This window comes from Corynebacterium sp. HMSC056F09, assembly GCF_001815785.1.
Classification (GTDB): Bacteria; Actinomycetota; Actinomycetes; order Mycobacteriales; family Mycobacteriaceae; genus Corynebacterium; species Corynebacterium hiratae.
This window is the reverse complement of sequence record NZ_KV821930.1, coordinates 81,827-104,458: the sequence shown is the minus strand read 5'-3', so window position 1 is coordinate 104,458 and position 22,632 is coordinate 81,827. Positions and strand designations below refer to the sequence as shown.

General features: G+C 63.4%; 19 protein-coding genes. 10 read left to right on the top strand and 9 right to left on the bottom strand.

What is annotated here, in order from left to right:
* The first annotated feature begins 5 nt into the window (after positions 1 to 5).
* The 4 genes from HMPREF3056_RS06425 to HMPREF3056_RS06410 are packed head-to-tail and all read left to right on the top strand — an operon-like array spanning position 6 to position 3,643.
* Complete coding sequence (locus HMPREF3056_RS06425) at positions 6 to 1,223, top strand: DUF6779 domain-containing protein (protein WP_070516217.1); 1,218 nt, start codon at positions 6 to 8, stop codon at positions 1,221 to 1,223.
* Positions 1,224 to 1,901 (top strand): Rossmann-fold NAD(P)-binding domain-containing protein, encoded by a 678-nt coding sequence (locus HMPREF3056_RS06420; protein ID WP_083306496.1) that lies wholly within the window; start codon positions 1,224 to 1,226, stop codon positions 1,899 to 1,901.
* A 23-nt stretch (positions 1,902 to 1,924) separates the two neighbouring features.
* Positions 1,925 to 2,656 (top strand): pantoate--beta-alanine ligase, encoded by a 732-nt coding sequence (locus HMPREF3056_RS06415; protein ID WP_070516221.1) that lies wholly within the window; start codon positions 1,925 to 1,927, stop codon positions 2,654 to 2,656.
* Positions 2,657 to 2,695: 39 nt separating this feature from the next.
* Positions 2,696 to 3,643: a 2-dehydropantoate 2-reductase gene (locus tag HMPREF3056_RS06410; protein ID WP_049154717.1), complete on the top strand. Its 948-nt coding sequence runs from the start codon at positions 2,696 to 2,698 to the stop codon at positions 3,641 to 3,643.
* Positions 3,644 to 3,670: 27 nt separating this feature from the next.
* Here HMPREF3056_RS06410 and HMPREF3056_RS06405 read toward each other — a convergent pair whose 3' ends face one another.
* On the bottom strand, positions 3,671 to 5,767 hold the full coding sequence (locus HMPREF3056_RS06405; protein ID WP_070680077.1) for a PhoX family protein: 2,097 nt from the start codon (positions 5,765 to 5,767) through the stop codon (positions 3,671 to 3,673).
* Between the two features lie 170 nt (positions 5,768 to 5,937).
* Here HMPREF3056_RS06405 and lysS point away from each other — a divergent pair, with 170 nt between their 5' ends.
* Positions 5,938 to 7,512, top strand: a complete 1,575-nt coding sequence (gene lysS / locus HMPREF3056_RS06400) for a lysine--tRNA ligase (RefSeq protein ID WP_070680080.1) — start codon at positions 5,938 to 5,940, stop codon at positions 7,510 to 7,512.
* Between the two features lie 147 nt (positions 7,513 to 7,659).
* On the top strand, positions 7,660 to 8,598 hold the full coding sequence (locus tag HMPREF3056_RS06395; RefSeq protein WP_049154719.1) for a hypothetical protein: 939 nt from the start codon (positions 7,660 to 7,662) through the stop codon (positions 8,596 to 8,598).
* A 1-nt stretch (position 8,599) separates the two neighbouring features.
* On the opposite strand, the gene HMPREF3056_RS06390 is transcribed toward HMPREF3056_RS06395, so the two are convergent.
* Positions 8,600 to 8,941, bottom strand: coding sequence for a hypothetical protein (locus HMPREF3056_RS06390; protein ID WP_046647209.1), 342 nt, complete (start codon positions 8,939 to 8,941; stop codon positions 8,600 to 8,602).
* A 270-nt stretch (positions 8,942 to 9,211) separates the two neighbouring features.
* Between HMPREF3056_RS06390 and HMPREF3056_RS06385 the strand changes: the two genes are divergently transcribed.
* Positions 9,212 to 10,612: an MDR family MFS transporter gene (locus HMPREF3056_RS06385; RefSeq protein WP_070680083.1), complete on the top strand. Its 1,401-nt coding sequence runs from the start codon at positions 9,212 to 9,214 to the stop codon at positions 10,610 to 10,612.
* 9 nt (positions 10,613 to 10,621) lie between these two features.
* Here HMPREF3056_RS06385 and HMPREF3056_RS06380 read toward each other — a convergent pair whose 3' ends face one another.
* From HMPREF3056_RS06380 to HMPREF3056_RS06365, 4 genes are all read right to left on the bottom strand, one after another.
* Positions 10,622 to 11,866, bottom strand: coding sequence for a serine/threonine protein kinase (locus tag HMPREF3056_RS06380; protein WP_070515878.1), 1,245 nt, complete (start codon positions 11,864 to 11,866; stop codon positions 10,622 to 10,624).
* Positions 11,867 to 11,977: 111 nt separating this feature from the next.
* Positions 11,978 to 13,456 (bottom strand): serine/threonine-protein kinase, encoded by a 1,479-nt coding sequence (locus HMPREF3056_RS06375; protein ID WP_070515876.1) that lies wholly within the window; start codon positions 13,454 to 13,456, stop codon positions 11,978 to 11,980.
* Positions 13,457 to 13,458: 2 nt separating this feature from the next.
* Positions 13,459 to 14,124 carry a hypothetical protein gene (locus HMPREF3056_RS06370; protein ID WP_070515874.1) on the bottom strand — a complete coding sequence of 222 codons (666 nt, stop codon included), beginning with the start codon at positions 14,122 to 14,124 and terminating at the stop codon, positions 13,459 to 13,461.
* Positions 14,125 to 14,246: 122 nt separating this feature from the next.
* Positions 14,247 to 14,933, bottom strand: coding sequence for a hypothetical protein (locus tag HMPREF3056_RS06365; protein ID WP_070511101.1), 687 nt, complete (start codon positions 14,931 to 14,933; stop codon positions 14,247 to 14,249).
* 234 nt (positions 14,934 to 15,167) lie between these two features.
* Between HMPREF3056_RS06365 and HMPREF3056_RS06360 the strand changes: the two genes are divergently transcribed.
* Positions 15,168 to 17,945: an ATP-dependent Clp protease ATP-binding subunit gene (locus tag HMPREF3056_RS06360; RefSeq protein WP_070680086.1), complete on the top strand. Its 2,778-nt coding sequence runs from the start codon at positions 15,168 to 15,170 to the stop codon at positions 17,943 to 17,945.
* 152 nt (positions 17,946 to 18,097) lie between these two features.
* On the opposite strand, the gene HMPREF3056_RS06355 is transcribed toward HMPREF3056_RS06360, so the two are convergent.
* Together HMPREF3056_RS06355 and HMPREF3056_RS06350 are read right to left on the bottom strand one after the other, a co-directional pair.
* Positions 18,098 to 18,988: a cation diffusion facilitator family transporter gene (locus HMPREF3056_RS06355; RefSeq protein ID WP_046647215.1), complete on the bottom strand. Its 891-nt coding sequence runs from the start codon at positions 18,986 to 18,988 to the stop codon at positions 18,098 to 18,100.
* A gap of 71 nt (positions 18,989 to 19,059) precedes the next feature.
* Positions 19,060 to 20,319: a lipase family protein gene (locus tag HMPREF3056_RS06350; protein WP_232760910.1), complete on the bottom strand. Its 1,260-nt coding sequence runs from the start codon at positions 20,317 to 20,319 to the stop codon at positions 19,060 to 19,062.
* Here HMPREF3056_RS06350 and HMPREF3056_RS13015 point away from each other — a divergent pair.
* Together HMPREF3056_RS13015 and HMPREF3056_RS06345 are read left to right on the top strand one after the other, a co-directional pair.
* On the top strand, positions 20,318 to 20,488 hold the full coding sequence (locus tag HMPREF3056_RS13015) for a DUF4236 domain-containing protein (protein WP_080975064.1): 171 nt from the start codon (positions 20,318 to 20,320) through the stop codon (positions 20,486 to 20,488). The two genes, HMPREF3056_RS06350 and HMPREF3056_RS13015, sit on opposite strands and share 2 nt — an antisense overlap.
* Positions 20,488 to 21,804 (top strand): threonine/serine exporter family protein, encoded by a 1,317-nt coding sequence (locus HMPREF3056_RS06345; RefSeq protein WP_070680092.1) that lies wholly within the window; start codon positions 20,488 to 20,490, stop codon positions 21,802 to 21,804. Before HMPREF3056_RS13015 ends, HMPREF3056_RS06345 begins: the two co-directional genes overlap by 1 nt.
* On the opposite strand, the gene HMPREF3056_RS06340 is transcribed toward HMPREF3056_RS06345, so the two are convergent.
* Positions 21,770 to 22,630 (bottom strand): HhH-GPD family protein, encoded by an 861-nt coding sequence (locus tag HMPREF3056_RS06340; RefSeq protein ID WP_070515882.1) that lies wholly within the window; start codon positions 22,628 to 22,630, stop codon positions 21,770 to 21,772. The genes HMPREF3056_RS06345 and HMPREF3056_RS06340 overlap by 35 nt on opposite strands.
* Between the last annotated feature and the right edge of the window lie 2 nt (positions 22,631 to 22,632).

The following is a 22,632-nucleotide window of genomic DNA, read 5'->3' as shown; positions in this document are numbered from 1 at the left end:
TGGGCATGACGAGCCCGCACCACGCCCCTGATCCCCAGTACGAGTCGGCCCCGGATGATCGCCCGACCACCCAGTTTTCTGCGCAGCCGGACTCTCAGCCACCGACAACGGCGGAGTCTTCCCAGGACGGTTCGAAGACGGATGCTGGTTCTATTGGGCTTATCATCCTCGTCATCCTCGCGGTCATCGCCAGCCTGGTCATGTTGATTTCGGGTTCGGCGAACGCACTGAAGATTGCCCTGCTGGCTGCCCTGTGGGCCGCGGTGTTGGGCTTCTTCTTGGTGGTGCGCTATCGCCGTCAGGCCCATGAGGCCAAGGAGCTTCTGGCGGTGGAGCGCGCCCATGCCGCATCCACCTTGACCGCTTCCGGTGCTTCGAGCGCGGATAACAGCAAGGTCCTGGCGGAGATCCGATCGGAGCTGGAAGCCATCCGCACCCAGATCGAGGAGATCTCCGGGCGCGAGTGGGTCTACGAGCCGGCCGCCCTGTATGCGGAGGCTCGCCGCATCCAGGAGCTGGAGCGCAAGGCTGGCGGCGCTGGCGTGGATGAGCGCGGCGATGCCCCCAACGTGAACTTCACCCAGAAGTCCGGCGGCGCGCCGTCTGCCGACGCCGTCGCAGGCCGCCTCGGCTCGCAGCCGACCCACCCGGTGAGCAACCCGCTGGACAATCTGCTGGCGGATAACGCCCGTGCCAACGCCCAGCAGCCGGCGGCGAAGCCAGCCGCGAAGCCTGCTCAGCAACCCACGCAGAAGCCAGCCGAGCAGCCCGCCGGGAAACCCGCAGATCAGCAGGGCACCCGCCCAGCACCATCGGCCTTCGGCGCGCCGCAGCCTTCTCAGAACCGTCCCTCGGCGTTTCGCCCAGTGACCGAAACACAGCCTCAGCCGCAGGCGGCACAGCAGAAGCCGCAGCCGAAGCCTCAACCCCAGCCGAAGACTGAGAAGCCACAGCCCCAGCCAAAGGCACCGGAGTTCAAGACCGATAGCTTCCAGGCCGTGCAGTGGAACCAGGGTGCCGCGGGCGGGCAGCACGTCAAGGAGAACTCTGCCCCGGCCCAGCCGCACCACCGCCACCGCAAGCCGGAGGCAGACACCGCACAGACCAGCACCCGTGGCCGCCGCCGCAGCGATGAGCACCGCGAGGGCGCGGTCTCCGTGGCGGAGCTCATGGCACGCCGCAAGCGTCAGCAGGAACAGCAGAACAAGGGCGACAAGAAGTAGATGAAGGCACCACGCATGCGGGTGGCGGTCTGGGGTAGCTCCCGGGCCGGCCTTAACTTCGCGCGACGCCTCGAGTGGGCGGGCCATACCATCGAGAGCCTTGAGGACCCCGCCCAGCTGGACCGCTTCGATGCGCTGATTCTCGCCGCGACGGCGAGGGAGCTGGAGGGGGCAGTGGGGGACGTCGAAAAGCACGTGCGCCCCAAGCAAATCGTCATCCACACCTCATTGCTGGCTGGGGTGGAAGCCCTTGATGAGCTGGAAACGCGCGGGTGCCTGACGATTGCCGCAGCTCCCCTGGGCGACTCCTACGCGGTGGGCACCCTCGATGAGGTGGCGGAGACCGTCATTGGGTTGCTGCTCTCGGAGATTCACCAAACTGCAGAAACGGTGCCGGCGGCACAACGTGCCGAGCGAGCCGCGCGGTTGTACTACGCGGAGATGCTCGGTGAACTCAGCGCGTGGGCGGCGCTTAAGGCGGGGATTATCGAAGATTTTATGGGCAGTTCCTTCGACCTTGACGCTGGCGACATCATCGATGCTTACCCCGCCGCCGTGGAGCTGGGCATGGCGCGCAACTACCGCGACGTCGCCCGCATGGTGGGTGAGAAGAAGAACATGGAAGAACTGGAACTGTGGGCAGTAAGAAAGGAAGCGCCGTGGCAGAGCAACTCCTAGTGGAGGACAACGAGCGCATCCGCATGGTCGGCAGCGCCTACCGCAAGACCGGCAAGCGCGTAGTGCTGGTGCCACTCGGCCGCGATATTCACGCCGGGCACCTGGCACTCGTGCAGGCAGCACAACGCGTGCGCGGTGGCATCGTGGTCGTGGCAGTGGACCCGGAGACGGACATCTCTTCCCTCGATGGGGTTGATGTGGTGTGGCGCTACGACCAGCAGAGTCAGCGCACGCGGGTCCTTGCACCCGACCACGGCATGGAGGACGTGAGCGCGGAGCTGACCCGCATTGTGGCGCTGACCTGCGCGCTGGGTCCCAGCGATGTGTTCATGGGGGAGAAGGACTACGAGCTGCTCGTGGCCACCCAGCAGGCCTTTACGGACCTCCACATTGCGGCGCGTGTGCAGGGCGTGCCCTCGGTGCGTATGCCCGATGGGGTGGTGATGAGCCTGCGCAATGCCGACGTCGCACCGGAGGCCCGTGAGCAAGCCAGCGCCTTGTCAGCGGCACTCACCGCCGGTGCGTACGCGGCGGAATCCGGGGCCGAGGAAGTCGTGCGCGTGGCACGTGAGGTGTTGGCTGCCGCGGGCGTGGAACCGGAGTACGTGGAGCTGCGCGGGCGCGACCTGGGTGAGGCCCCCGCAGAGGGCGATGCCCGCCTCTTTATCGCCGCCACCGTGGGTGGGGTGCGGCTCATCGATAACGCGGGCGTGCCGTTGGGAATTGGGTTCCGAAACTTAGAACAGCGCGGATAAAAGTCTGTGGCGCAGGTCTCCACCAGCTAGGTTGGAGACATGAAGATTGGAATTCTGGGAGCCGGCGCCATCGGCGGATACTTTGGCGGAAAACTGAAAGCAGCGGGCCACGACGTCGCCTTCGTCGCTCGCGGTGAGACCTTGCGGGTGCTGGGGGAGACGGGCGTGACGCTGATCGACGCCCACGCGGAACCCACCACCACCGAGGTCATAAAGGTCCCGGCTGCCCACACCTTTGCTGAGGTCAAAGAACTCTTGGGCGGATTGGACGTGGCGATTATCGCGTCGAAGGCGCTGCCGGGCAACGAGACCTTTGGAAGCGCGGAGGACCGCGAGGCGCTGCAGGGAATCCCGGTGGTGACCACGCACAACTCGGTCGAGATTCCGTACTTGGCGGCCGAGGAATTCGGGGAGGAAAACATCCTCGCCGGTGTCGCTCGCGTCTATGCCACGCGCCTGGCGCCGGCACGGATCAAGCGCAACCCAGGGCCTTTGGCTTTGGCTTTCGGACCGCTAAGTGCCGATGCGCCGGAGTCCCTGCGCCGCACGGGCGAGGAACTGGCGGCGGCGCTGAAGGAGTCTGGGGCTTCCAGCAAGTTCCATGACGCCGCGCTTGTCGACGTTTGGTCGAAAGCCATGTTCGTTACCCCGACAGGAACTCTGGGCGCCTTGGTGGATAAACCGATTGGTTACCTCTGCCAGGAAATCCCCGGCCAGCTTGAGGCATTCATGCGGGAAGTCGAGGCCGTCGGGCGCGCACTCGGCGTGAAGCTGCCGGAGAACGTGGTGGAACAGACCATGGAGTTCGCCCGCCAGCAGCACCCGGACAGTACGTCCTCGATGCAGCGCGATATCAAGGAGGGGCTTCCCAACGAATTAGACGCCCAGGTCGGAGCGATCCGACGCATGGGCGTCAAAGCTGGCGTTGCAACCCCGTTGTGGGACTTTGCACAGGAGGTGCTGGAGGCGCAGCTGCGCACCGCCTAAGAGTGCGCACTACGCAACGTCGGTGCCTTATTCGGTACCGATCTTGCCGCCCTTCTTCCACACCACAACCACGGCCGGGCGCGGGGTGGACTTACCGCCATCAGGCCAGTGGGAGGTGGCGTTGTCGAAGGTGGCGTCATCAGACTCGCCCGGGTGCTGAACGTTGACCATGACGCGGTCATCGTCGACGATCGGGCCACAGGTCTCCGCGCCCGCCGGGACGGTGAGGAAGCACTTGAGCTCGCCGCGGGTCTCGCCCTCGGTGGTCACGGCGTAGAGGCCGTCGTTAGAGTCCAGCGCGTTGCCGTCAGTGGAGATCCACAGGTTGCCGTGGTTGTCGAAGGCCAGGTTATCCGGGCAGGAAATCGGGGAGACCTTCTCCTTATCAAAGCCACCGAAGTAGGTGCTGGCCTCACGCGGGTCACCACAGACCAGGAAGAGGTTCCAGGTGAACTTCTCGCCGGCGTGGTCATCCTCGAGCTCCATGACCAGGCCGTTCTTGTTCTCCTTGACCGGAGCCCATTCCTTGGCGTCTTCCTTGTTCTTCTTAGCGTTCTCGCCGGTGGCGCCGCGGTACTTATTGTTGGTCAGCGCGATGTAGACCTTCTCGGTCTCCGGATGAACCTCAACGTCCTCCGGGCGGTCCATCTTGGTGGCGCCCACCTTATCGGCGGCCTCACGGGTAAAGACGGCGACTTCTTCGGCGGACATGCCGTCCACGTGGGACTCGAACTTGTTGTTCTCCGTATCGGAGGTCAGCAGCTTGACCCACTCACCGGTGCCGTCGAAAGCACCGTCCTCCGGCAGGACGCCGGAGCCGTCGATTTCCTTCTCCGGGGAGTTGCCCTCCATCTTGGCCACGTACAGGGTGCCGTGGTCCAGGATGGTCATGTTGTGCTTCAGGTCGCCCTCCTTGTACTTCTTGGAGGAGACGAACTTGTAGACGTACTCGAAGCGGGAGTCATCGCCGGAGTAGCAGACCACGGTGCCATCCTTGGTGATGTGGATGTTGCCGGCCTCGTGCTTGAAGCGGCCCACGGCGGTGTGCTTAATCGGGGTGGACTTCGGGTCCAGCGGGTTGATCTCCACGAGCCAGCCAAAGCGGTTCGGCTCGTTCGGCTCCTTGGTCACGTCGAAGCGGTCATCGTACTTTTCCCACTTACGCTCGGACGGGCCCTCCTCGATGCCGAAGCGCTTGAGGGATTCAGCGGCCTTCTCATCCTTGACATCGCCACCGGCGAAATACTGGTCGAAGTTCTCTTCGCCAGAGAGCATGGTGTTCCACGGGGTCACGCCACCGGAGCAGTTGTTGAGGGTGCCCAGGACCTTCTCACCCTTCGGGTCGGCGGAGGTCTTCACCAGGTCGGTGCCCTTAGCGGGGCCCACCAGGGTGAACGGGGTGGTAGCGGTAATGCGGCGGTTGAGCGGGCCGAACTCGCGCTTGAGTTCGCCGGAGCCCTTCACCTTGGAGACCTCGAGGATGGTGTGGCCGTGGCCAGCCCAACCGATCTTTACCTGCTCCTCGGTAGGGTTCTCCGGGTCGTAGTCCGGGAACATCATCGGCTCGGTGGTGTACTCGTGCGAGCACATGTAGATCATGCGGTTCTTGTCATCCGGGTGCTCGATGAGGCCGGCGAAGTCATTGTTGAAGCCGAACTGCTTCTCCGCATCCGCGGCAGTCTGGTTGTTGACGTCGAATTCCGGCGCGCCCTCGATGACCGGGTCACCCCAGGCAATCAGGACGGACTGCTCATAACCCTTGGGGATGACGACCTCATCCTTGGTGTTGGCCTCCACGGCTTCAAAGTGCATGCCCTCGGCGGAGGTGAGCTCGATGTCAGAGCCCTTGACCTCGCTGGTCTTGTTGGAGGAGCTGCCAGCCGCAGACCCGTTGTCATCCGGCGCGGCACACGCAGCCAGCGCAGAGGAGCCACCGACGGCGACGACGGCCAGACCACCGGCGCGCAGAGCAGTGCGGCGGGAGAACTGGTCACCAAAGTAAGGGTTATCGGAGGTGTTCTCGCACTCGCCGAAGCAGGCATTACCGCACTTGTAGGTGCAGGTAAGAGAAGAACGAGAAGAGGTAAACATGTTAGCCAAGAGATTGCGGCCGTTGAGTGCCATGAAAATATGCTCCAAAAATCGAACTCGTTGGTTGCGCGGGGATGTCGCAACGGACGCACTGAGTTAATACGGTTGAGATGGCCGCGCGGTTGATACTGTCTAACGGCTAGATGAACACTCTGTGAACCGGGATCGCGCCAGCGTATGGGGATCGACTACCCTAGACAACCGTGAGCGAGAAGAAGAATACTGAAGTTACTGACGTCCCCGAGCAGCTGCGCATCCGCCGCGAGAAGCGCGCCCGACTGTTGGAGTCCGGCACCGAGCCTTATCCGGTGACCGTGGACCGCACGATCTCCCTGCGGGATCTCCGCCAGCAGTTCCAGGTCGTTGCAGAGGGCGAAGAGCCGGCCGCGGAAGAGGGCGTCACCTACCTCAACGCGGGTGAGGAGACTGACGTCGAGGTGGCCATCGCCGGCCGCCTTATCTTCATGCGTAATACCGGCAAGCTCTGCTTTGCCACCTTGCAGGATGGTGATGGCACCCAGGTACAGGCCATGCTGTCGCTGGCGGAGGTAGGGGAGGAGCGCCTCGCCGCGTGGAAGTCTGACGTTGACCTGGGTGATTTCATTTCCGTACGCGGCCGCGTCATTGCTTCGCGCCGCGGCGAGCTCTCCGTCATGGCTTCCGAGTGGACCATGGCGGCGAAGTCCTTGCGCCCGCTTCCGGTTTCCTTCGCTGACATGAACGAGGAAACTCGCGTGCGCCAGCGCTACAACGATCTCATCGTGCGCGAGGAGGCCCGCAAGAATGCCATGACCCGCGTGAAGGTCATGCGTGCGTTGCGCAACTACCTGGAGGATCAGGGCTTCGTGGAGATCGAAACCCCGATGCTGCAGACCATCCACGGTGGTGCGGCGGCCCGCCCGTTCGTGACCCACTCCAATGCCCTGGACATCGACCTCTACCTGCGCATCGCTCCGGAGCTCTTCCTGAAGCGCGCTGTCGTCGGCGGCATTGACCGCGTCTTTGAAATCAACCGCAACTTCCGCAACGAGGGCGTTGACCGCTCCCACTCCCCGGAGTTCGCCATGCTGGAGACCTACGAGGCATGGGGCGACTACAACGACTGTGCTCGCACCATTCGCGAGTCCATCCAGTCTGTGGCCCGCGCGGTCTTTGGCTCCACCACCGTCACCCTGGCGGATGGCACGGAGTATGACCTCGGCGGCGAAGAGTGGCCGGAAATTGAAATGTACCCCTCCCTCAACGAGGCTCTGCAGCGCAAGTTCCCCGGCCAGCCGGAAGTGACCATCGACTCCACCGTCGAGGAGCTCAAGGCGATTGCCGACGTCATCGGGCTCGACGTCCCGAAGAACGGCGGCTGGGGCCACGGCAAGCTGGTGGAGGAGATCTGGGAGGTGCTCTGCGAGGACCAGCTCGAGGGCCCGATCTTTGTGAAGAACTTCCCGGTTGAGACCTCCCCGCTGACCCGCCAGCACCGCTCGCAGCCGGGTGTGACGGAGAAGTGGGACCTGTACGTGCGCGGCTTCGAGCTGGCCACGGGCTACTCGGAGCTGGTGGATCCCGTAATCCAGCGCGAGCGCTTCGAGGACCAGGCCCGCCTTGCCGCCGGCGGTGATGAGGAAGCCATGGTGCTGGATGAGGACTTCCTCGCCGCCATGGAGCAGGGCATGCCGCCGACAGCCGGTGCTGGCATGGGCATGGACCGCCTGCTCATGGCCCTGACCGGCCTGGGCATCCGCGAGACCGTGCTCTTCCCGATCGTGAAGCCGGAGCACTAGTTTCTCCTAGCTTCCACCTGCCCGCGCCCGCCACTGTGGTGGCTGCGCGGGTTTTCTGGTTTTCTCATTGCTGCGCCTTCAGCCCCCAATGAGGGAAAGTTGCTGCGGCTAGCCGCAGGATTGACCAATCCATGGGAAAATGCAGGTGTGACAAAGCTTCTGAATGCCCTGCCCCTCGCACTGATCGCCTGTACAGCGGCAGCGTGTTCTGCTGCCGAGGATTCCACCAGCGGTGAGCCGCAATTCCACAACACCTCCACCGCCGAGACTTCCGCCGATAACACTGAATCTACGGAAGCGAGCCCGGCTCCGACGTCCGCGAAGGACAAGGAAGGTGACTCGGGCCTTAAAGAATTAGATAAGGAAGACTTCATCGCCACCAACTTGGGACACGCGACCTCCACGGTGTATGGAGTGAGCAGCCCGAATGACCGTGTGGCCTGCACAGTTACTGAAGATCAAGGTTTGATCGGGTGCAGCGTAATGCTCGCTGATCCGCCCCTGTACCCGGCGACCGGGCAGCCGTTCTGGCTTTCTAACTCCGTCAACTTCGATGCGAACGCGGGCTTTTATCCCAATGTGAAAATGGGCGGAGACGCCGCGGCGCCCACCATGCTAGAAGCAGGGAACACCGTCACGATGAACGGTGTGACGTTTGAATCCGTGAATGAGGATGAGTTCACGGTCAAGATCGATGGCCACCACTTCACAGTGAAAGACGATGGTGAGTACTACTCCGATACCTTCCCACCGCAGCCAGATGGGGAAGGGAAAGCTATGACCGGAACCATCTGTGGGGACCTCGGCAATGGCGAGTATGTCTATGCCAAAGAAAACGGGACGAATTGCGCGCGGGCAATGGAAGTTCTTGAGTATTACAAGAACTATGACTTCGCGCCCATGGAGGGCGGTAACCGTGGGTACCTCATGGAAGATGATTTCAGTTGCTCCTATAACGCCGATCCCGGCTGGCCAGACGAGCCCGACTATCGGTGGCTTGGCTGCAGCATTGAAGACGGTGGCGCTGTCGTCGTCCTGGACCCGGCCGCGCGTGCACTCGTGTCAGAGAAAGGTGGGCAGCGCTAGATCAGTGCGGGCCGCGAGTCAGCGTGAGTTCGTAGGAGCCGCTGGGCGTCGTGAAGCACAGCAGCGAGGTGCCCTCGGGGATGGCTGCGGTAGCGTGCGGCAGCAGCCTGATGGGGCCGTGCGTGCGGATGCGTGGGGAGGATAACTCCGCCGCCAGGAAGCTGCCCACGTTACTCACCATCCAGTTATCCTCTTGCTGCCAGAAGTGGAGGAAGTGACGGTGCATGGAGGCGTCATCAGGAGCCAGTGGGAAGTCCCCCGCGCGGCCTGCCACGAGCTGCTGACCTGGGCGCACGACGGCGCGTTCCCCAGCGGAGTTAGTGACAAGGAGGTCGCGCTGCATCCAGAGGCCTTTCTGTAACTTTAGGCAGTAGCTTTTAGAGCTTTGAGTAGTACGGAGGGCGCTGTCACCTTTACACTGCCGTGTGGCCTAGCGCGCCTGCTGAGATTCCGGGGAGTGCCACCCAACGAGGGTTCACATTTGGCTCGTGTGGCACCCCCGGCCACCAGAGGAATACACTAAATCGCTCACGTGTTGTCTCTTGGGCGCTGACGATGTGAGTAGCAGCGCTGAAGACCCAAAATAGAAAAGTTGAAAGGTGTAGCCGGCCGCATGTCCGCTGAAATCCCTTCGAAGGTAATAACTACCCTCAGCATCCTGGTGCTGGGAGCGATGGTCATGATTCTCAACGAGACCTCGCTCTCCGTTGCGCTACCAGCCATTATGGCGGACTACTCCATTCCTGCCACGAGTGCCCAGTGGTTGTTGACGGGATTCATGCTCACCATGGCTGTGGTTATCCCGACCACCGGCTTCCTTCTGGAAAGGCTCACGACGCGCCAGATCTTCGTTGCGTCCGTGGGGCTCTTCCTGGCCGGAACCGTGGTGGCGGCCCTCGCACCGAGCTTCTTCATCCTGCTGGTGGGCCGCGTCCTTCAAGCTGGCGGAACCGCTTTGATGATCCCTACCCTTATGACCGTGGCCATGACGCTGGTCCCAGCGCAGCGTCGTGGCACGGTGATGGGCATCATTTCCGTGGTTATCTCCGTGGCCCCGGCATTGGGACCCACCGTCGGCGGAGCGATTCTCAACCACTTCACCTGGCACGCCATCTTCTGGTCCATGGTTCCGCTCATCGCCCTCATTCTCATCGCCGGGCTCTGGCGTTTGGACAATGTGGGTGAGAACCGTGATACCCCGCTCGACGGCCTCTCCGTCATCCTTTCCGCCTTCGCGTTTGGCGGGTTGATCTACGGCCTGTCCTCGATGGAAAAGATCCTGCAGGGAGGCGGCTGGGTGGACATCGCCGTTACCGTGGTGGGCGTCATCGCGCTCGCCGTATTCATCCGTCGGCAGCGGCGCTTGGCGCTGGAGGATCGCGCCCTGATGGATCTGCGTCCCTTCCGTGTGCGCAATTTCACCCTCGCGGTGATCATCCTCCTCCTGTCCTTTGGGCTCATGCTGGGAATGGTCACGGTCTTGCCCATCTATCTGCAAACCACCCTGGGGGCTACGGCCTTTGCCACGGGGTTGGTGGTGATGCCGGGCGGCATCCTCCAAGCCTTCCTTTCCCCGATTGTGGGCCGGCTCTTCGATTCCTATGGCCCGCGCCCGCTCATGATTCCTGGTTCACTGCTCATGGTGGCCGGGCTGTGGCTCATGGCCACCTTGGGTGAGAACTCAGCTGTGTGGATGGTCGTGGGTATGCACGTGATCTTCTCCCTCGGCATGTGCTTGATGATGACGCCGCTGATGACCACTGCGCTGTCCTCGCTTCCGAAGAAGCTCTATTCGCACGGCTCGGCAATCATGAACACTTTCCAGCAATTGGCGGGTGCGACGGGAACGGCTTTGCTCGTTGTCTTCCTCACCCGCGGCACCCTGGCTGGCGCTGCCGCTGGGCTAAGCCCGGCCGCGGCGACGGCGCAGGGAACGCATTGGGCTTTCCTGTTTGCCGGCGTGGCCGGCATCGCCATTGCTGTGATAGCACCGCTGCTTAAGCGCGCGGACTAAGTGCGCGGTTTAACACAGAGGTAGGTTGAGGCGGATGTCCTCTGCGTCCTCGCCCCAGACGAGGACGGCGTCGGTGGAGTCCTCGGCGCTCATGTAGAACACCGGCTCGGAATCGGAAATGTCGTAGCTGTACACGGTGCAGCGTCCGTTGGATAGTTCCTGCGCGCCCTGCGTCGGGCCGGCGGCCTCGCGCTGGGTGACGTCCCCGTACCGCGCCACGGAGTAGCTCACGCCGTCACCAACGCACGTAATCTTCGCCTCTTGGCCGTCCTCCGGAGCACGGGATTCGCAGGTGGCGCCGTTGAAGCCTTCGTCGCCGGGGCGGGAGCTGATGAGCCCGGGGTGGCCGTCGGCAAGCGCCTGCTCTGAGTCGGACCACGCCGACCGCCCCAAGAAGAACCACAGCAGCCCACCAACCAGGAGCAGGAGAAGAAGGCCCACGCCCAAGCCCGCAAAGACCTTGCCCTTCGATTTCGAGGTGCGCGTGGTGGGTGATGACTCCGCGGGATCGGCAGCATAGCCAGGTTGCGGTTGCTGGGGTTGCTGGGGTTGCTGCGGCCCGGCCCAGTCCGCCTGTGGGGCGGCGGTGGGCTGCGGAGCTGACTGCCACGAGGCCGCGCCCGGACTATCTGTGTTTGTGCTGCGCACGGCGTCGATAACGGCGGCCGCTGAGGGGTAGGCGGCCGCAGCACGGAAGCCTGGGTAGGCCGCGGAGACGAGCTGGGCTAGGCGGTCAATGACCTCCTTCGCGGAGGCAGTGGGGGCGTCGGTAGCGGTGGCCGGGCCGACCGTGGCGAAGAAGGCGTTCGCGCGGTTATCGGTGAGGATGATGCGTCGCGGGTTGAGCGCACGGAGAGCGAAGCCAGCGCGGCCCTGCTGGATAAGGAAGTCCGTGGCGTCGGCCAAGGGAGCAAAGACGGCGAGAGCCTCCTCCTGGGAAAGGTGATGGGCGCCGATGCCAGATGACGTGTACTTCGACAGCTGCTCGCCCGGCAGGCTGCGGCGTACAAAAAACTCCTGACCATTGTTCATCGTGCCCGTGCCCACGACGGGGGCAATAGCGCTGTGCTGCAGCTGGCCAACGATTCCGGACTGGCGGAGCACGCCGCGGTGCTCCGGACCATAAATCTCTACGAGGAGTTCGTCTTGCGAGGGATCTTCCACGAGAAACAGCGAGGAGCCCGTCCCTTGGTCCAAGACAGCCTTCTCGCGCAGCCGGTGCTGGGTAGTGAAAAATTCAGGAAGCGTAGTCACGGTGAGAGAAATCCTTCGTGGAGGAGGTCGACGGTGAGGTATACGAATCTTCCTCATTCTAAAGGCGACACCGTGTCCATGGGCGTGACACAGCGCTCCCGCCAGGGTGGGCTAACAGATGGGCAAGCTCAAACGGTCCTCGTGGGCCTGCGGACCAGCAAGAACGAGAGCAAAACGCGCGGAGACGCCCGAGGGGTACACTCCCCACGTTCCCGGCTGGTGAGGGATTTCCGCCGAGGTGATGCTGCACGCATCCTGGACTAAGACGTCGAGGCGGCGCGGCATGATGGAGTTACGGTTGTCCTCCGTGCCGAAATCAGCTGCGACGAGCGTGAGGTCGTCGCCCCTGCACACGATTCGAGCCTGCTGCCCCGCTTCCGGCAGCGCGGGGCGGCAGTCGAGGTTGCGCCACGGAGCGCGGCCAGGGTGCTCCGGCAACAACTGTGGAAATTGTTGGGCCAGAACCTCGTCGTAGTCGTCCCACCCCGCGCCGTACAGCGCTAGTCCGCCGGCGACTGCCAGACACAGCAACACCGCCGCAAGCACGCCCCCGAGGATGCTCAGATGGCGGCGCCGCGGCTGCTGGGCGCGCTCGTGGTGGGGGCTGGCCGGTGGCGTAGCAGGGCCGGCGGCAGCATCCGGGGCTGCGGGGCGCGGCGCGGACGCCAGCTCACTCAGCTCCGCGAGCATCTCCGATGCGCTGGCGAAGCGCTGATGAGGATCCGGGTTCAGCGCGCTGGCGAAAAAAGTGTTGAGGGCGGGGGCGAGGGGAGCGTCGCCAGGCGCCAGATTATGAGCGGTCAACTGCGGTATCACACGGCTGTGCGCCCACTGCTGGGGACTGGTGGCGCGGCGCAGATTAACCAGAGTGAGCATCTCCAGCGCGATGAGCGCGAGCGAGTAGCGGTCGCTGGCGGCGGTCGGCTGCGGTGGCTGCTTGACCAGCTGCGTGGGGTAGAGCTCCGGCGCCATGTAGGCATCCGTGCCCACGCGCAGGCCTTCGCGGGTCAAGCGCGTCGTGTCCTCATTGATGGCGATGCCAAAGTCCGCCAGCATGACGGTACAGCCCTCGTTATCACTGTGGGCCGTGGGGGAAGGCGTGCTATCGGCGATGATGTTCGCGGGCTTGACGTCGCGGTGAATGACCGGCGAAGGCAGGGCCGCCAGGTAGTCCAGGGCCTGTGCGATGGGCGCGAGCAGCTGCACGGTTTCCTCCACCGTGAACTTGGAATTGTCCAAGATCCGCTGGTTAATGTGCGCCTCCAAGCTAGGGCCGCGCAGAAATTTCATAATGAAATAAGGCACGCCGCCCGGGGTGATGTCGCCATCGTAGATAGGCACGATGGCCGGATGCTCGAGTGCCGCGACGGTGCGCATCTCCGCCATGAAGCGGCGGACCTCCTCATCATCCTCGGCCGCATGCTGCGCGATGACCTTGATGGCGACCTCGCGGTCCAAGCTTTCCTTGCGGGCAAAGACGATGGTGCCCATGCCACCCGCACCGATCTGGTGGAACTGCGAGTAGCCCTTGGCGCTGAGCTCGGGCTCAAGATCCAAAGGCAGACCGGAAGCGGTGGGCTGGCTGTTCATGGCTATGCGGCGACGATGATGGGCTGGTGAATGACAAAAGGCTCATAACCGGCCTGCCGGATGCTGATCTCTGCGACGAAGTCGCCGGGGTCGGTGAGCCGAGCAACCAGCGTGCACTCGCCGGACTCACAGTCCACGACGAAATCCTCGCCCTCCTTGAGGTGGTGTGACTGGGTGTCGTCGAGAAGCGCCACCTGCCATTCGGCATTGTTGTCCAGATCTGCCTCGTCCCCACTCAAGTTCGTGGCCTGCACGCTGAGGACAAGGGCACCCCCGGTGGCCCACTGCAGCACGCCGGTCGGGGCAGAGCCGCCGGTAGCCCCGTCGTAGCGCCGGTTGTCCAGCTCAACGCGCAGGGTTTGGAAACCGTAGGGCTCTACGCCCGAGTAGGTGGCCACGATTTCGTTGACCACACCGGGGCCCGCTTCCTTCTTCGTGAGCAGGTAGGTGCCGTCCTCCTGGCGCAGGTGCGAAGGTTCGCTGGGTTCTGGGCTCTCGGAGTCGGCCCCCTCGACAGGAACGTCTTCGTACTGGGACAGGGTGGTCTGGCCCGTGACCGTGAATTTGGGCGCATCCTCCGCGGTGTCCTTGTTCGTCGCGCACGCAGACAGCGCGAGGAGCGCTACGCCGAGTCCAGCTAGCGCGCGCGGAGAGACGGAGGCGAACATTGGTTGTCAGATCCTTGCAGAGGGACAGATGAGGGATAGAAGGGGATAAAAATAGAAAGGGGCCAGAATCAGACAAAGAATAACAGCACCGGTGAGCGGCTTAAAACAATAATGCTGAATTGTTATGAAAGGTGCGCATAGTAGTGCGGGTGTGCGGCCGCGAACTGGGCGAGCACAATGCGCCACGAGATTTTCTGGCCCGGCTGGAACTGCGGAACGCCGAGCTTTTGCAAGGTCTCCGCCAGCGTCTGAATCTTGCGCTCTACTTTCTTTTCGGTCCAGTCTAGGGCCTCTGCTAGCTCGCGCTGACTACTCACGACCACCCGTGGCTCCGCAGCGGGGTTGTCGAGGAGTGGCTGAGCGAGGGTCTTGAGCAGCAGGCACTGCTCCTCATTCGGCTCGAAGACGTGGGTGGTAAACGGCCCATCCGGTGGAAGGCTGGGCTGTGGGCTGCGCAGCGACTGCATGACGGTGAGCTCGCACTCGTAGCTCATGGTGGCAGTGGAGAAATAGAGCGTGGAGGTTCCCGGGTGCAGGACCTCAATGCTGCCGGGGCTGATGAGGGTGCGGCCGAAGCCGCAGGCGGCGGGCGGCTGGATCGTAGCGGCGATGAAACTGCCGATGTTCTTGATGAACCACTGTGAGCCATTGGACCACACCTGCAGGAACGTGCGGTGCATGGCGGGATCATCGGAGGCCAGTAGGAAGTCCCCCTGGCGGCCAAGGGTGACGCTTTCGGAGACCTCGAGGAGGCGGGAGTGCCCAATCAGATCGTCGATAAGCAGGGTGCCGTGCTGTGCCTGTTGCATCGGGGGAGGCTCCTTCCCGCGGGGATGTAACCAGTGTTGACTGAAGAGTTACTTTACTTCAAGGCTTGCGCGCAGGCGCTTGGCGACGCCTCCCGCCACCTGTTCGCTACCGGCGTACAGTGGCTCTACCTGGGGAAATGAGGTTTTTGAGTAGGGGGGTGCGGAATTCGCGAATGGAGTGTCCGCCCCGCGCGTTAGAGTGGATGACACATTTACAGCGAAAGGTAAGAGGTAATGTTCGAGAGGTTTACTGACCGTGCTCGCCGCGTCATTGTTTTGGCGCAGGAGGAAGCACGCATGCTCAACCACAATTACATCGGCACCGAGCACATCCTCCTGGGGCTTATTCACGAAGGCGAAGGTGTAGCGGCCAAGGCTTTGGAGTCCATGGGTATCTCGCTGGAGGACGTCCGCCGTGAGGTGGAAGAGATTATTGGTCAAGGTTCTCAGCCGCACACCGGCCACATCCCATTTACCCCGCGCGCGAAGAAGGTTCTCGAGCTCTCCCTGCGTGAGGGTCTCCAGATGGGCCACAAGTACATTGGCACTGAGTTCCTGCTGCTTGGCCTCATCCGTGAGGGTGACGGCGTGGCGGCTCAGGTGCTGACCAAGCTGGGCGCCGACCTGCCGCGCGTGCGCCAGCAGGTTATCCAGCTGCTCTCAGGCTACGAAGGGAATGAAGGCGAAGGCGGCCAGTCCCAGGGTGGCCCCGGCCCGGTAGGTGCCGGTGCCGGCGCTGGCCAGGGAGGCCGTGTTGGCCCGGGTGGCTCCGGCGAGCGCTCCAACTCCCTGGTGCTGGACCAGTTTGGCCGCAACCTCACCCAGGCTGCGCGCGACGGCAAGCTGGACCCAGTCGTGGGTCGCGATTCCGAGATTGAACGCATCATGCAGGTTCTGTCTCGCCGCACCAAGAACAACCCGGTGCTCATCGGTGAGCCCGGCGTGGGGAAGACCGCCGTGGTCGAGGGCCTAGCCCTCGATATCGTTAACGGCAAGGTCCCGGAGACCCTCAAGGATAAGCAGCTCTATTCGCTGGACCTCGGCTCCCTGGTGGCTGGCTCGCGCTACCGCGGTGACTTCGAGGAGCGCCTGAAGAAGGTGCTCAAGGAGATTAACCAGCGCGGTGACATCATCCTCTTTATCGATGAGATCCACACCCTGGTCGGCGCCGGTGCCGCCGAGGGCGCTATCGATGCTGCTTCCTTGCTAAAGCCGAAACTGGCTCGCGGCGAGCTGCAGACCATCGGTGCCACCACCCTGGATGAGTACCGCAAGCACATTGAGAAGGATGCTGCCTTGGAGCGCCGCTTCCAGCCTGTCAAGGTGGAGGAGCCCTCCCTCGATGACACCATCCTGATCCTCAAGGGGCTGCGCGATAAGTACGAGGCACACCACCGCGTCTCCTACACCGATGAAGCGTTGAAGGCTGCAGCCTCCCTGTCGGACCGCTACATCAATGACCGCTTCTTGCCGGATAAGGCTGTTGACCTCCTCGATGAGGCCGGTGCCCGTATGCGCATCAAGCGCATGACCGCCCCGGAGGGCCTGCGCGAAGTGGATGATCGCATCGCAGAGGTCCGCAAGGAAAAGGAAGCTGCGATTGACGCCCAGGACTTCGAGAAGGCCGCTGGACTGCGCGATAAGGAGCGCAAGCTGGGTGAAGAGCGCGCGGAAAAGGAAAAGCAGTGGCGCTCCGGTGACTTGGAGGAAATCGCCGAGGTCGGCGAGGAGCAGATCGCTGAGGTCCTCGCGCACTGGACCGGCATTCCGGTGCTCAAGCTCACGGAGAAGGAATCCAACCGCCTCCTCAACATGGAAGAGGAGCTGCACAAGCGCATCATCGGCCAGGACGATGCCGTCAAGGCCGTGTCCCGCGCCATTCGCCGCACCCGTGCCGGCCTGAAGGACCCGCGCCGTCCTTCCGGTTCCTTCATCTTCGCAGGCCCCTCCGGTGTGGGTAAGACGGAGTTGTCGAAGTCCTTGGCTAACTTCCTCTTCGGTTCGGATGATGACCTCATTCAGATCGATATGGGTGAGTTCCACGATCGCTTCACCGCGTCCCGCCTCTTTGGTGCTCCTCCGGGATACGTTGGCTACGAAGAGGGCGGCCAGCTGACCGAGAAGGTTCGCCGCAAGCCTTTCTCCGTGGTGCTCTTCGATGAGATCGAAAAGGCCCACAAGGAGATTTACAACACCCTTCTGCAGGTGTTGGAGGATGGCCGCCTGACCGATGGGCAGGGCCGCGTGGTGGACTTCAAGAACACCGTGCTTATCTTCACCTCCAACCTGGGCACCCAGGACATCTCCAAGGCTGTGGGACTGGGCTTCACCGGCTCTTCGGAGAATGACGCCGATGCGCAGTACGAGCGCATGAAGAACAAGGTCAATGACGAGCTGAAGAAGCACTTCCGCCCCGAGTTCCTCAACCGTATTGATGAGATTGTGGTCTTCCACCAGCTCACCCAGGAGCAGATCGTCGAGATGGTGGAGCTGCTCATCGCCCGCGTAGAGAAGCAGCTCTCCGAGCGTGACATGGGCATCGAGCTCACTCAGAAGGCCAAGGACCTGCTGGCTCAGCGTGGCTTCGATCCGGTCTTGGGTGCTCGTCCGCTGCGCCGCACCATCCAGCGTGAGATTGAGGACCAGCTCTCCGAGAAGATCCTCTTCGGCGAAATCGGTGCGGGTGAAATCATCACCGTGGATGTTGAGGGCTGGGACGGCGAGTCCAAGGACAATTCTTCCGCCACCTTCACCTTCACGCCGCGTCCACGCCCGCTGCCGGAGGACACCTTCGACAATGAGCTCGAGGAGACCGCCGTGCGTGAGGCCGATGAGGAACTCGCCACCGAGATCGACGCCGAAACTCACGGCCCCGACTCCAATGGTCCGGACACGGTGACCCCGGACGTCCTCGACGAGTCTGGTAGCGATTCCGCTGAGGAATCCCACAACGACGATGGCGATGACGGCAACCCGCCGCCGGCAGGTGCCGGTGCTGGCCAGCCGCTCTAAGCGCTGACCTGGGCCCCATAAGGATTAGCCCCGGATCGCATGCGTGTGACACTGCATGCGGTCCGGGGCTTTTTGCACGACCAGTGGGCGAGATGGCCCGGTGGGTGGGAAGGCCCAGTGGGCGGGATGACCCGCCCACCACTAGAAGGGAATCAGCACACCGTCTCGTGGGATTCGTGCTCTGGGTGCTCGATCTGGATGGTGGAGTGCTCGATGCCGTGCTCGCGCAGGGCTTGCTGGGCGGCATCCAACAGAGGGCCGGTCTCGACGGTACCGTCGCGCACGATGTGCACGGTCGTCAGCACGTTCACGCCGTCCAGGCTCCACAGGTGTAGGTCGTGGATGTCGGCAACACCCTCGATCTGTCGCAGCGCGGGCTCGATGACGCTGGCGTCGAAGTCCGCCGGGACCTGCTCGAGCAGCACGCTCGCCGAGAGCCGCATGAGCTGCCAGGCGCGCGGGAGCACCATCGCCGCGATCACCAGGGAGGCGATCACGTCCGCCGCCACAAACCCCGTGGTCAGTACCACGACGCCCGCCACGATCACTGCGATCGAGCCGAGCATATCCACCAGCACGTGCAAGAACGCGCCCTCCACGTTGATTGAGGATTCGCGGTGCCGGTGCAACACCCACGCCGATAGCGCATTCGCCACAAGGCCAATCACCGCGATGATCAGCATCGTTGTTCCTTGTACCTCAGCTGGGCTCTGCAGGCGGCGCACCGCCTCGACGACAATCCACACCGAGATCGCCAGGACCATCACCGCGTTCGCTAGCGCAGCAAGCACCTCTACTCGCCGGTAGCCGTACGTGGCCTGGGCTGATGCTTGTCGACGCCCAACCAACACCGCTAACACCGCGATGATCAACCCAGCGGCGTCGGAAAGCATGTGCATCGCATCCGCCATCAGCGCCATTGAGCCCGCCAACCAGCCGCCGATCAGCTCCGCGAAGAAGACGGTTCCGGTAATGCTCAGCGCAATCAGTAGTGCGCGCAGCGGCGTGCTGGAGTGATCGTGGTCGTGGTGCTCGTGTGCCATGCACTCAGTCTATCCCCGCCGGCGCTTATTGACAATTAAATGAAAATGGATGGCGGCGCCAGGGGGCGATTCTAGGATTCGGCAGGTTGGCAGTTTGACGGTGCGGGGACGTCGCGGAAGCGGTCGATGAGGTAGTTCGTGCCCTGCAGAACCGCGCGGACCGTGGGGGCGGCATGGTTGGTGCCCGAGCCTGGGTTCACGTTGACCGCCCAGGCGTCCTCAAAGTAGACGGTCCCGCCGGCAGCACAGAAGTCGTGGGCCATGCGGCGTGCTTGCTGGTAGGGGATGATGTCATCGGTCGGGGAGTTGACCACCATCATCGGGGCGTTGAGAGCGCGCTGGCCGAGGCGCTGCTCGTGCAGCATGCGGGAGGCTACCGGCTTGCGGCGCAGGAGCTCGGCGAAGGACTCGCCGCTCGTGGTCAGCTCACTGGTTCGAACATTTCCCCAGGTAGACATCGATTCGCGCAAACAAAAAGTGGCGGCGTCGGCGAGGAATGTGTGGCCGCGCGGATTCATCTCATCGATGATTTCCCGGGAGAACTCCGGGCTACGCTCCGCAAAACCATTGATGGCGTAGCCCAACACGTGAACGAGCGCTGAGCCGTCGACCGCCTGCATCACCTCGAAGAGGTCCGCTGGAGGTGCACCGGCGAAGGTTCCCTTGACGTTGAGCTCGGGGGCGTAGCTAGCGGCGTATTCGCCCGCAGCGGCAGCTGCACCGCCGCCTTGGGAGTAGCCGACAAATCCCACGGGGGAATCGGCGGGAGCACCGGCGAGCCGGAGCGCGGCGCGGGCGGCGTCAAGAACCGCGTGGGCCTCCTCGACGTTGTTGACATAAGAATGGTGCCCCGGGGTTCCGAGCCCGATGTAGTCCGTGACTACGACGCGCACACCTTGGGAGGCCGCATAGTTATACACGCGCGTGGCCGCAGCTTCATAGCGCTGGTCAACGCGGTTGCCGTCGGCGGCGAAACGGGCTCGGGACGGTGCACACTGGTCACCCGCCCCACGCGTTCCCGGCGCGTAGACGATAGTTGGGCGCTCGCCCGGCCCGTTCCATGGTGCTGAGGGCTCGTAGACCATGCCGGTCACCGTGGTGGGTGTGCCATCCATGAGGGTGGAGGAATAAGAGATAACAGTGGCCTTAACACCGGGTTGTTCTATCGGTGACGCCGATTGGACGCTGCCCGGCTCCACCGCGTGGGCGGCGGGTGACGCCAGAATAAGAGCAGCGGTGGCCGTCAGCACTGTTAACAGGGATTTTATTCGCACAAAGCTCAGAGTAGCCTGCGGCGTCGTGGTGCGCATCCGCGCTAAGCTGGCACGCATGGGAATTTATTATCGCAAGCGCAAGAAGACCGGAAAGAACAGCTGGATCAACCTCTCCGGCTCCGGTGCCTCGATGTCGACGAAGGTCGGCCCCGTGACGTTTAACTCCCGCGGCGGCATGTGGGTCAACCTGCCCGGAGGCCTGAATTTCCGGGGACGCTGGCGCTAATGACATCTCACCCCAACAGCGACTATGTCCGTATGGGGTACGAGGCCGACGTCGTCTTGCGCCTAGGCATGATGCTCATGGGCGCGGGAACGTCCGGCTACCGCGTGCTGCGCGGCATGAAACGTGCCGCCCGCGCGCTCGGCTTTGATCGGCTCGACGCCAACGTTGGCGTCACCCAGATAACATGCACGTTTCACCGCGGCCGCGAGTTTCGCACCGTGGTGGCCCAGCAGCATTCACCGGCTGTCGATGCATCCCGGATCGAAGCCCTTGAGGACCTTACCCACCACAAGCTGTACGCGGGCATTACGGCCGAAGAGCTCACGGAGATGCTTGATTCCATCGAGTCGAGGGTGGTCAAGCGGTGGAATCGTTGGTTCTTGGCAGCCGCGGCGGCGATTGCGTGCGCCTCATTCGCGGTCCTGAACTTCTTCACGCCGCTGGCGATTTTCCTCGTGGCGCTCGCCGCTTTTTGTGGTCAGCTCACCCGCGCGGTCCTACACGGCAAGCACGTTCACCAGCTGGGCTGCATCGTGGCGGCCGGGACGGTGGCTAGCCTCGTGTACTTCTTCACCACCGAGGCTGTGGCCGCCGCCGGGGTGGCGGACCCGTCGGAGTTTTCCTCGGGCTATGTGGCCGCCGTACTTTTCCTCATTCCCGGCTTCCCGCTATTCTCCGCGCTCATTGATCTCGCGCGCTTCGACTTCGAGGCCGGACTATCCCGCCTGACCTACGCGCTGACGGTGATCACAGCTGCGACCTTTACCGTGGCCTTAGTCAGCTGGACCACGGAACTCACCCCGGAACCGGGAATTCCGGACTATGCGCCCGTGTGGTACCTCGCCGCCGCGGCGGCCAGCTTCCTAGGCATTTCCGGATTCGCGTTCCTCTTTAACTCCTCGCGCCGGATGGTGCTCGTGGCGGCCGCGGTGGGAACGGTGGCCAACCTTGTGCGCCTGCTCCTCATCGGCGTCGGGGCCACGGCCTACGTCGGCGCCTTCGTAGGTGGTCTCATCGTCGGGCTCTTGGGTGCGGTGGCCTCCACACGCGCACACCTACCGCGCATCACCACGACGGTGCCCGCGTCCGTCATCATGATCCCGGGCACCTCCATGTTCCGCACTGTCTATCACCTCAACGTGGGTAACATGGACCAGGCGTTGAGCAACTTCGCTACCGCCTCGATGGCCGTGGCAGCCATCGGCTGTGGGCTTATCCTCGCGCGCCTGTTGACCGACCGTGACTGGACCTTCGGCCACCTCATCGACTTCTCACATGTGCCTAGTGCGGAAGGTGGAACAAACCCTCGTCGTTGACATCCATCAACCCATCCTCGAGCAGTGAGGCTTGTGCGCGCGAGCGCTGTGCCGCGTCCGGCCATACCGCGTCGAGCGCGGATTGCTCGACGGGATGAGGGGTGGCGCGGAGGACGTCGAGAAGCAGCCCGCGCACCTGCCGGTCCGTACCGGTGAACTTTTGCACGCGCTTCTTGGCCCGCGCGGTCTCTTCTTCGCTGGGCTCCGGACAGCCCGCGAGCTGCCAGGCGCACGTGGACTTGATGGGGCAGGCGGCACAGTCGGGGTTCTTGGCCGTGCACACCAGCGCGCCGAGCTCCATGAGCGCGGCTGAAAAGCGCGGACCGTTCTCTTCTGGAAGCAAAGCTTCTACCTGCGCCAACTCGCGTTTTGCGGGAGGTGGCGCCAGGAAGCGGCCCTCCTCGGCGCGGGCATAGACGCGGCGGACGTTGGTATCCACCACCGGAACGTTGTGCCCAAAATGGAAGCAAGCCACCGCACGCGCGGTGTACTCACCGATTCCGGGCAACGCCAAGAGCTTGTCGACGTCTCCCGGAACCGCGCCTTCACCAATCTCTTTCGCGCACTCCCACAAGCGTAACGCGCGGCGCGGGTAGCCCAGCTTTCCCCAGGCACGCAGCACATCTGCTTTGGAAGCCGCCGCGAGGTCCTGTGGGGTGGGCCAGCGGCGCATCCACTCCTCCCACTGCGGGGCGACGCGCGCGACGGGTGTTTGCTGGCTCATGACCTCGCTTAAGAGCACGCCCCATGCCGAGGTCCCTGGCTCGCGCCACGGTAGGGGACGCTCATGGGCATCGAACCATTCCACGACAGCTTGGGTATCCATAG